At 74.2% G+C, this 1567-nt stretch carries 1 protein-coding gene; it reads right to left on the bottom strand.

The window, feature by feature from the left end; genetic code table 11:
• Positions 1–1567 (bottom strand): type I polyketide synthase (locus tag AWZ10_RS27760; protein ID WP_107417505.1); only part of this gene is annotated, 1567 nt, incomplete at both ends.

Raw genomic sequence — 1567 nt, 5'->3', positions numbered from 1 at the left:
GACGCCGCACGGGGCCGCCGTCTCCGGGGCGGGCGCGGGCGCGGGCGGTGCCTGTTCGAGCAGCACGTGCGCGTTGGTGCCGCTCACCCCGAACGAGGACACCGCGGCCCGCCGCGGACGGTCCGCGCTCTCCCACGGCAGCGCCTCGGTGAGCAGCCGGATCGCGCCCGACGACCAGTCGACGTGCGAGGTCGGCCGGTCGACGTGCAGGGTCTTCGGCAGCACCCCGTGCCGCATGGCCTGCACCATCTTGATGATGCCCGCGACACCGGCGGCCGACTGCGTGTGACCGATGTTGGACTTGATGGAACCCAGGTACAGCGGCCGGTCCTCCGGCCGGTCCCGGCCGTAGGTGGCGAGCAGTGCCTGCGCCTCGATCGGGTCACCCAGCCGGGTGCCCGTCCCATGGCCCTCGACGACGTCCACATCGCCCGGCGTGAGCCCGGCACCCGCGAGGGCCCGCCGGATGACCCGCTGCTGCGAGGGCCCGTTGGGGGCGGTCAGGCCGTTGGACGCGCCGTCGGAGTTGACGGCCGTGCCCCGCACCACGGCGAGCACGGGATGCCCCTGGGCCCGCGCCTGCGACAGGCGTTCCACGAGCAGCATGCCGACGCCCTCGGAGAACCCGGTGCCGTCGGCGGCGTCCGCGTACGGCTTGCAACGGGCATTCGGCGCCAGCCCCTTCTGCTTGTCGAACTCGTCGAACACCGACGGCGTCACCATCACCTGCACACCGCCCACGAGCGCCAGCGAGCACTCGCCGGAGCGCACCGCCTGCGCCGCCAGATGCAGCGCGACCAGGGACGACGAGCACGCCGTGTCCACCGTCACCGCCGGGCCCTCCAGCCCGAAGACGTAGGCGAGGCGACCGGACATCACACTGCTGGAGACGCCGGTCATCATGTGCCCCTCGACACCGGCACGCGCCAGGTCCGCCTCCGTGCCGTAGCCCGTCGACGCACCGCCGACGAACACGCCGACGGACGTGCCGCGCAGCGCGCCCGGCTCGATCCCGGCCCGCTCCAGGGTCTCCCAGGTCGTCTCCAGCAGCAGACGCTGCTGCGGGTCCATCGCCAGCGCCTCACGCGCGCTGATCCCGAAGAACGCCGGGTCGAACTCCGCGGCCCCCGCCAGGAACCCGCCCTGACGGGTGTAGTCGGCGCCGTCGCCGGCCGCCCATCCCCGGTCCGTGGGGAACGCGGCGATGCCGTCGCGGCCCTCGGCGACCAGGTCCCACAGGCCGTCCGGGTCGGTGATGCCGCCCGGGTAGCGACAGGCCATGCCGACGATCACGACCGGGTCGTCGTCGTCCGCGACCGCCGCCGGCACCGCGGCCGGCGCCTCGGCACGGCCACCGAGGAGCTCCTCGGCCAGGTGCCGGGCGAGGACCTGCGGCGTCGGATAGTCGAAGACCAGGGTGGCGGGCAGATTCAGGCCCGTGACCACGCTCAGCCGGTTGCGCAGGTCGACCGCCGTCAGCGAGTCGAACCCGAGCACCTTGAACACCGAGTCGTCCCGGACCGCCTGGGCACCGGCGTGCCCGAGCACCGCCGCGGCGTGCTGGCAC

This window comes from Streptomyces europaeiscabiei (assembly GCF_001550375.1).
Taxonomy (GTDB): Bacteria; Actinomycetota; Actinomycetes; order Streptomycetales; family Streptomycetaceae; genus Streptomyces; species Streptomyces europaeiscabiei.
This window is presented reverse-complemented; position numbering and strand designations above follow the sequence as displayed.